This window comes from Kitasatospora sp. MBT63 (assembly GCF_000710465.2).
GTDB lineage: Bacteria > Actinomycetota > Actinomycetes > Streptomycetales > Streptomycetaceae > Kitasatospora.
The window spans coordinates 36,424-45,587 of sequence record NZ_JAIZ01000470.1; the positions used below are offsets into that span (position 1 = coordinate 36,424).

Consider the following 9,164-nt stretch of genomic DNA (forward strand, 5'->3'; position numbering starts at 1 on the left):
CGGGCCGGTCACCCGCATGTCCGCCCGCCCCAACCGCACCACCCACCACACCCCAGGCCGCCCTCGTAGGAAAGAGCAGCGCCCATGTCTCGCGACCTCACCCCCGGCACCCGCGTACGGCGCGGCCGGCTGAGGGTCTACCTCGGCTCGGCTCCGGGCGTCGGCAAGACGTACCGGATGCTCGACGAGGCCCGGCGCAGACAGGAACGCGGGGCGGACGTGGTGGTCGGCTTCATCGAATGCCACGGCCGCCGGCACACCGAGAACATGCTCCAGGGACTGGACGTGGTGCCCAGGCTCACCCGCACCTACCGGGACACCGAGTTCACCGAGATGGACGTCGACGCGATCCTGGCACGCAAGCCCTCCGTGGCCCTGGTCGACGAACTGGCCCACACCAACGTCCCCGGCGGCCGCAACGCCAAACGCTGGCAGGACGTCGAGGAACTGCTCTCCGCCGGGGTGGACGTCATCACCACCGTCAACATCCAGCACCTGGAGTCGCTGAACGACGTGGTCCGGAAGATCACCGGCATCCCGCAGCGCGAGACCGTCCCCGACGAGGTGGTCCGCCGCGCCGACCAGATCGAACTGGTCGACATGGCCCCGCAGGCCCTCCGGCGCCGGATGGCGCACGGCAACGTCTACAAGGCGGAGAAAGTGGACGCCGCACTCTCGAACTACTTCCGCGTCGGCAACCTGACCGCCCTGCGCGAACTCGCCCTGCTCTGGGTCGCCGGCCGGGTCGACGAAGGACTGCGCGACTACCGCGCCAGCCACCACATCGACCGGGTCTGGGAGACCCGCGAACGCGTGGTGGTCGCCCTCACCGGCGGCCCCGAGGGCGAGACCCTGATCCGCCGCGCCGCCCGCATCGCCGACCGCACCGCCGGCGGCGACCTGCTCGCCGTCCACATCACCCGCAGCGACGGCCTCGCCGGCGCCTCACCCGGCAACCTCGCCGAACAGCGCCGACTCGTCGAAACGCTCGGCGGCAGCTACCACGTGGTGGTCGGCGACGACATCCCCACCGCCCTGCTCGCCTTCGCCCGCGCCCACGACGCCACCCAACTCGTCCTCGGCACCAGCCGCCGCGGCCGGGTCAACCGCTTCCTCACCGGCCCCGGCATCGGCGAGACCACCGTGGACGCCTCCGAGGACATCGACGTCCACATGGTCACCCACGAGTTCACCGGCCGCGGCCGGCTGCCCACCCTCGGCCGGCGCCACTCCAGGCGCCGCACCGCCGCCGGCTTCACCTCGGGCCTGGTACTGCCGTTCCTGCTCACCGCCGGGCTCTCCCAGCCGCACTCGCTGAACCTGACCACCGTCGCGCTGATCTTCCAGCTCGGCGTCGTCGCGGTCGCCCTGCTCGGCGGCGCGTTCTCCGCCCTGATGGCGTCCCTCATCGCCTCACTGCTGCTCAACTACTACTTCATCCCGCCCGTCCACACCTTCACCATCGCCGAACCCAACAACGTCATCGCCCTCGTGGTGTTCGCCGTCGTCGCCCTCACCGTCTCCACCGTCGTCGACCACGCCGGCCGCCTCACCAGCCGCGCCGCCCGCGCCACCGCCGAGGCCGAGACCCTCTCCACCCTCGCGGGCAGCGTGCTGCGCGGCGCCGACGCCCTGCCCGCCCTGCTGGAGAAGTCCAGGACCGCCTTCGGCATGGAGTCCGTCGCCCTGCTCGACCGCGCCGGCGGCGAAGTCCTCGCCCGCAGCGACGCCGGCGGCGAACCCGCGCCCGACCGCCAGAGCACCGAAGTACCCGTCGGCCCGGACGCGCTGCTGGTCCTGACCGGCCGACGCCTGCCCGCCGCCGACATGCGGGTGCTCACCGCCTTCGCCGCCCACGTCGCCGCCGCCCTCGAACGCGACCGGCTCGCCACCGTCGCCGCCGAGATCGAACCGATCAAGGCCGCCGACCGGATGCGCACCGCCCTGCTCGCCGCCGTCAGCCACGACCTGCGCACCCCGCTCGCCGCCGCACTCGCCTCGATCGGCTCGCTGCGCAGCCCCGACGTCGAGTTCTCCGACGAGGACCAGGCCGAACTCCTCGACCTCGCCGACGCGTCGCTCGTCAAACTCACCCGCCTGGTCGACAACCTGCTCGACATGAGCCGCCTCCAGGCCGGCGCCCTCACCCTGCACCTGGCGCCGGTCCACCTCGACGAGGTCCTGCCCCGCGCGATGGACTCGCTCGCCGACCCCGACGCCCCCGTCCAGCCGCTCGACCTCGACACCGCCCCGGCCGTCCTGGCCGACCCGCCGCTGCTGGAACGCGTCCTGGCCAACGTCATCACCAACGCCCTGCGCCACAACGCCCCCGGCGCCCCCGTACTGGTCACCGCCAGCGGGCACCTGGACCGCGTCGAGATCCGCGTCATCGACCGCGGCCCCGGCATCGCCGCGGAGGAACGCGACCGGGTCTTCCTGCCGTTCCAACGCCTCGGCGACACCGACAACACCGCCGGCGTCGGCCTCGGCCTCGCCCTCTCCCGCGGCCTCGCCGAAGCCATGGGCGGCACCCTCGACGTCGAGGACACCCCGGGCGGCGGCACCACCATGCTGCTCACCCTTCCCGCGGCCGAGAGCGAGACCGACCGCGAGAGCGCGGCGGAGGCCGGGACGGAGACCGAGAGCGGCGTGGACCCCGGAGAGGTGACGGCATGAACCACATCCTGGTCGTGGACGACGAACCCCAGCTCCTACGCGCCCTGAAGATCAACCTCCACGCACGCCACTACTCCGTCCTCACCGCCGCCACCGGCGCCGAAGCCCTGGACCTCGCGAGCCGCGAGATGCCCGGCGCGGTCCTGCTCGACCTCGGCCTGCCCGACCTCGACGGCATGGACATCATCCGCGGCCTGCGCGCCTGGAGCGCCGTACCGATCATCGTCCTGTCCGGCCGCGACACCGCGACCGAGAAGATCAGGGCGCTCGACGCGGGCGCCGACGACTACCTCACCAAACCCTTCGTCATGGACGAACTCCTGGCCCGCCTCCGCGCCGTGCTGCGCCGCCCGCCGGCCGAGACGCCGCCGCCCCGGGCCGTGATCGGCGACCACGAGGTCGACCTGGTCGCGGGCACCGTCACGGGCCCCGGCGGCCCGGTACGGCTCACCCCGACCGAGTGGAAGATCCTCACCATCCTGCTGGCCCACCCGGGGAAGCTGGTCCCGGGACGGCAGATCCTGCGCGAGGTCTGGGGACCGGACCAGCAGGAGCACGGCAACTACCTGCGGGTCTACCTCGCCAACATGCGCCGCAAGCTGGAGACCGACCCGGCCCGGCCCCGCCATCTGATCACCGAGCCCGGTATCGGCTACCGGTACCGGCCCTGAACCAGCCGGGTGCCAACGAGCCGTCAAGATCACTGCCCCCGGCGCCAAGGAAGCGTCAGGGAACCCGGAAGCCGATCTCCGGCGGCATAGCGTCGGCGACGAGGGATCGGCTCCGCTCCGTGGGGGGTGCGGGCCGTGACCACGCCGGTGGCTGTCATCCCGAGGTGGGTTTCCACCGATGACCATCCGGCGGCCAGGTGAAAAGGGTAGGGGGACGCGCGGCCATGACAGCGGGTGCACCGGAGAGAACGACCGTACCGTGGAAGACGGGTTCGCCCGGGGTGGCGAACTCGGGTACGGCCGGACCGGCACCCGGGCCGCGCGCCCCCCGCACCACCACCGCACAGGGCCACGAGGATCCCGCGGGCGCCCCGGCCCAGGGGCCGGGCATCCGCGCCCGGATCCCCGCGCTGAGCGGCTCCTGGTGGAACACGCCCCGCCTGGTCCGCGCACTCACCGCCCTCTGCCTGGCCGCCCTGCTCGGCCTCGCCGCGGCCACCGCCTCGGTGCTCGGCGGCGCCCGCGACGGCACCGACACCATCGGCCACCGGGCCGCCCCACAGGCCACCCGGGCCGCCGACCTGGCCTTCGCACTCAGCGACATGGACGCCCAGGCCGCCAACCTCCTGCTGATCGGCGCTGACCCGGACTACACCGCACTGCGCGAGCAGACGCTGGACACCTACGAGCAGCGCCGCAACCAGGCCGGCACCGACCTCCAGCGCGCCGCCGAGGCCGCCGCCGGCGACCCGGCCGGGCAGCGCGCCGTCCAGACCGTCATCGGCGAACTCGGCCGCTACGAAGCCCTGGTGGCGCGCGCCCAGCTGCTGGAGGACCAGGCACACGCCCCGGCCGGCAAGCCCTCCCCGGACGCCCTGGACACCTACCGCCAGGCCACCGACCTGCTCCGCCAGCAACTGCTGCCCGCCGCCGACCAGGTCGCCGCAGCCAACTCCGCGACCGTCGACCGCATCTACTCGGCCCGACGCGGCGACCTCGCGGCCGGCCGGTGGTGGCTCCTGGCCACCGGAACAGCCGCGCTCGCCGCGCTCGCCGCGCTGCAACGGACCCTGACCGCCCGCTTCCGCCGAAGGATCAACCTCCCGCTGGCCGCCACGACCCTGCTCACCGTCCTCGGACTGGCGACCGGCCTCCACCTCTCCGCAGCGGCCGACGGCCACCTGGTCGTCGCCAAGCGCAACGCCTACGACTCCGTCATCGCCCTCAGCCGCGCCCGCGCGGTGGCCTACGACATGAACGCCGACGAGAGCCGCTACCTCACCGACCCGGCCCGGGCCGCCGCGTACCAGCAGTCCTTCCTCGACAAGACCCAGGCCGTCGCCCACCTCCCGGGCGCCACCCTCGACAGCTACAACGACGAGCTGTCACGCCGGGCCGACACCCATCGGGCCGACCACCGGGTGGTCCCGTTCGACGGCGTCCTCGGGACGGAACTGCGCAACATCACCTTCCCGGGCGAGCAGGACGCGGCCGAACGCGCCCTGACGGCGTTCCAGCGCTACCAGCAGGACGACCGCGCCATGCGCGGCCTGCGAAACCAGGGGCAGCTCAAAGCCGCGGTGACGTTCAACACCGGTACGGCGCCCGGCCAGTCCAACGCGGACTTCGAGCTCCTCAGCACAGCCCTGGGTGAGGTCCTGGCGGTCAACCAGCGGGCCTTCGACACGGCGGTGGCCGACGCCGACGCCGATCTGGGGGTCGGCACCGCGGCACCGGGCGGCCTGGCACTCGTCCTGGCGCTCGCCCTGAGCGTGCTGGGGGTCCGCCCGCGCCTGCGCGAGTACCGCTGAGCGGAACCGGGTCGGGGGGCGATTGGCGGAGCGCGCTACGGTCGACCCATGACCCATGGCAGACAGCCCGACCTGGACCAGATCGAGGCACGCTTTGTTGCGCTCGTCGAGGCGCGGACGAGCCGGGACGCCGTCGACCGGTGGGCGGCGCGATGGCTGGCCGATGACGATCTCAGCTGGGACGACCCGGCCCGATGGGCGTTGGAAGTGCTCCACGGCATCGACCTGCCGGCCGGCCCCGAGGGCGGTTTTCTCCACGACGACGAGCAGGTGCGTGGCTGGCTCGATGAGCTGAGGAGACACCGGGCCGAGTGATCGGTGCTCGGCGGGTCCTCGGGAGTTCCGGGCGTGGGTACCTCGGCCGACGCGCCCTCGGGTGGGTCCGTTGATTGGCCGGATTCCGGTGCCGTGTCTCGTGTCGGGTGGGCGGCGGCAGCCTGCGAGGGCGGGTGGCCGTGGGCGCGGATCCTTCCCGGTGCCCGTTGAAACGCTTCTGCAGGGTGGGGGCGGTTCCGGCCTCCGGTGAAGTTTGTGCACCACCTTTCGGCCATGTCGGTCACTGTGGGTATGTATGTCGCTACTTCAAGTGTCCGCCCTGGCTAGGCTCGTGGCTGCGGACACGTCAGGCCCGTGAGGCCGGTGCGTGTGTCCGCCATTCCCCTTTCCCACGAGCCGAGGGCGGGATCGCTGTGACAGCACGCGTGGAAGACGTTCGGAAACTCCTCGACCGGGCGGCGGGTGGTGCGGTCGAGATCCCGGCGTCCGTGTTCGCCGACCCCGATGCCGCGGCGCTCGTCTTCCCGGGCGGCACGGTGCGGATCGACGGCGCGGTGAGCGATCCGCGGGCCCTGTCGGTCGGCGGGCGGGCCAAGGTGACCGCGTCCTCGGCGCCGGTGGACGTCGCGTTCACCGTCGACGGCGAGTGGGTGACCGGGACGGTGGCCGCCGTCGACCTGGGCGAGGGCCGCAGCCTGGTCCTGGTCGACGGCACCCCGGCGGGCATCGAACTGCCCGCCGGGGCCTGGGCGCTGACGGACGGCCGGGCGCTGCGACTGACCAGGCGCACGCCCGCGCCGCCCACCGACCCCGGACGCCTCGACGGCCTGGGCCGCGCGCTGCCCGACGTGAAGCACCGGGACGCCGGCGCCCGCGACCGCACCCCGCAGGCGCTGGTCACCGAGCACGGCATCCTCACCCCGCGCCCCGGCCCGCACCGCCGAAACGGCATGAAGGTCCTCGAGGCGCCGTCGGTGCGGGGCTGGTCGCCGATCGGCACGCCCGGCGGCGACAACGGCCTGAGCGTCGACTACTACAACCCGCCGCTGCGGATCGCCGGTGCGCTGACCGCGCTCCCGGCCTCCCCGCCGTACAAGACGGTGGTCGGCGGTGTCCTGCTGGTCGACACCGGCGCGTTCAACGGCTCGGCGATGGGCGCGTACGTCGTGCCCGACGGCACCGGCGCCGATCCGTCGCTCTTCGCGTACGGCTCGCTCGGCAGCCAGGTCGGTTTCGGGCCGCCGCTGTTCCAGGTGCGGGGCATCTCGGCCGGGTTCGGCTGGAACAGCCGGGTACGGGTCCCGGCCGCCGACGCGCTGGGCAGCTTCCCGTTCCTGGTCGCGCTCGACAACCCCGGCGAGATCGGCGCCGACGACGACGAGGTCGACCCGCTCAAGGTCCTCGGCGAGCTGATCGGCGGCTCCAACCCGTGGGTGCGGCCGCAGGAGGGCGACCTCTGGTTCGCGGCGGGCCTGGCCTTCGACTGCTTCGAGACCTTCAGCGGCCGGGCCATGGCCCTGGTGCAGACCGGCTCCGACCTGACGATCAGCCTGCTCGGCGCGGCGGGGATGCAGTTGCCCACCAAGAGCGACAAGAAGATCGCCCGGGTGGAGATCGGCATCGAGGCAACCCTGCGCCCGACCGCCGGGGAGCTGAGCATCGGCGCGGCCTTCACCGAGAAGACCTTCCTGATCGACCCGAACTGCAAGCTGCGCGGCGGCGTCGGCATGAAGTTCTGGTTCGGAAACCACGCCCACGCCGGCGACTTCGCATTCATGCTCGGCGCGATCCCGGCCGGCCGGGAACTACCCGCCCGCTACCCCCGCCAGCAGCCCGCCGGTCTGACCTGGGGCGTCGGCTCCACCGTCAACATCACCGGCAACGCCTACGCCGCGTTCACTCCCAAGTCCCTGATGGCCGGCGGCTCCCTGGACGTCGTCTTCCAGTCCGGCATGCTGCGCGCCTGGCTCACCGCCCGGGTGGACGCCCTGCTGGAGTGGAACCCCTTCTACTTCGACGTCGGCATGGGCATCCGGGTCGGGGTCTCCGCGACCATCAAGGTCTGGTTCGTCAAGATCAGGATCTCGATCGAGGTCGGCGTCAGCGTCCGGGTCTGGGGCCCCGCGGTCGGCGGCGAGGCCACCGTGCACCTCTGGTTCATCTCCTTCACCATCGGGTTCGGCGCCGGCCGCCGCAATCAGGCCCCGGCGTTGGACTGGGGCGGCTTCCAGGGCATGCTGCCGCCGCCGGAGAACATGGTCCGCACCACCGCGATCGCCGGGTACACCGGCGAGGGCGCCCCGGCCACCCGCGGCGACCTCAAGCCGTGGCTGGTCAGCAACGGCGGCTTCACCTTCACCGCCGACACCCAGGCCCCCGTCAGCAAGGTCTACCTCGACCGGAGCAGCACCACACCGGTCGCCACCGACAGTGCGGTGGACATCCTGCCCATGCACGTCCGGGGCAAGGGCAGCGAACTGCGCGTCTGGCTGACCTACAACGGCCAGGCCGCGAGCCTGACCCCCTGGGGCCGCGCCGTCCTGCGCGGCAACGTGCCCAACGGCCTGTGGGGCCGGCAGCCCGAAGCCCCGAACGACGGGATCATCCCCGACCGGATCCTCGGGATCCGGCTGACCTCGCCGCCGGTCGACCACGGCACCTCCACCGGGTTCCTCGACGAGCAGGCCATCTCCTTCGACCCGATCAGGCCCGACGGCAACCAGCCGCTCTCCGCGGAGGCGGCCACCGGCCCGACGCCGACCCGTCCCGGCGGCGTCATCGCCACGATCCAGAGCGGCATCGACACCGCCGCCACCCGCGGCAACCGCACCGCCCTGGCCCAGGCCCTGGCCGCCCTCGGCACCGACCTCGGCGCGCTCGACACCGACCTGAGCGCCTACGCGAACGCCGCCGGCACCGCGTTCACCGCCGAGCCGATGCTCGTCGCCGGCTGACAGCCCCCCGGCCGACCCCTCGCCGACCGGTCCCCTCGCCCCACGCCGCGTCCTGTCGAAAGGCACGCCCTGTGACCACCACCTCCGAACCCGCCCCGCAGCCGCGCACCACCGCGCCGGGTGCCGAGCACCGCACCCGGTTCTTCGACCACCGCATCCCGTCGCTCTACGCCGGCCGGTACCGGATCGACAACCGTCAGGTGCTCGAGGACCTCGACGGCGCGGACCGCGTCATCGACGCCACCCCGCAGCCCTTCGACGTCGTCCAGCCGCGCTTCAGCTTCGACCCGACCGGCATCAACGCGCAGTTCCCCGTCCCCGACGCCGTCGGCACCTACAGCCAGACCCTCGCCCACATCAACCTCGACGCCCCCGGCCTGCCCTGGAACCGCCCGCTCGGCCCGGACCAGCCGCCCGCCGTCCCCTGGATGGCCCTGCTGCTGTTCCGCGAGGACGAACTGCCCGAGGACCCCGACGCCGTGGGCCTCGTCAAGACCGGCACCGTACGCCGGCTCCTCGACGGCGGCCACGGCGCCGGCAAGCCCCCCGCTCTCCCACCGGAGAGCCTGCGCCCCGACGAGTACGAGGAGCAGTGCGCCACCGTCCTCGTCCCCAAGGACCTGTTCGACGCGGTGAAGCCGCTGCCCGCCGAGATGGGCTACCTCGCCCACCTGCGCGAGGGCGGACGCCCCGACGCCACCCGGGCCGGTACGGACCCCGAACCCGACGAGGGCGAACTCAACGCCGTCCTGGTCGCCAACCGCTTCCCCGCCGCC

5 protein-coding genes and 1 pseudogene are annotated in these 9,164 nt (G+C 73.1%); all 6 read left to right on the top strand.

The annotated features are described in order from the left end of the window. The first annotated feature begins 84 nt into the window (after positions 1-84). Positions 85-2,676, top strand: coding sequence for an ATP-binding protein (locus AA75_RS25670; RefSeq protein WP_051813347.1), 2,592 nt, complete (start codon positions 85-87; stop codon positions 2,674-2,676). Further along, a complete protein-coding gene (locus AA75_RS25675; RefSeq protein WP_033822608.1) occupies positions 2,673-3,347 on the top strand; it encodes a response regulator in 675 nt (224 codons plus the stop codon). The genes AA75_RS25670 and AA75_RS25675 overlap by 4 nt, the downstream gene beginning before the upstream one ends. A gap of 281 nt (positions 3,348-3,628) precedes the next feature. Next, the gene (locus AA75_RS25680; RefSeq protein WP_033822609.1) at positions 3,629-5,158 is read left to right on the top strand and encodes a hypothetical protein; all 1,530 of its coding nucleotides are present in this window, start codon (positions 3,629-3,631) and stop codon (positions 5,156-5,158) included. 48 nt (positions 5,159-5,206) lie between these two features. After that, positions 5,207-5,473: a hypothetical protein gene (locus AA75_RS25685; protein ID WP_033822610.1), complete on the top strand. Its 267-nt coding sequence runs from the start codon at positions 5,207-5,209 to the stop codon at positions 5,471-5,473. Between the two features lie 386 nt (positions 5,474-5,859). Continuing rightward, positions 5,860-8,388: a DUF6603 domain-containing protein gene (locus AA75_RS52400; protein ID WP_051813349.1), complete on the top strand. Its 2,529-nt coding sequence runs from the start codon at positions 5,860-5,862 to the stop codon at positions 8,386-8,388. Positions 8,389-8,459: 71 nt separating this feature from the next. Continuing rightward, positions 8,460-9,164: pseudogene (locus tag AA75_RS25695) on the top strand (hypothetical protein); the annotation flags it as partial.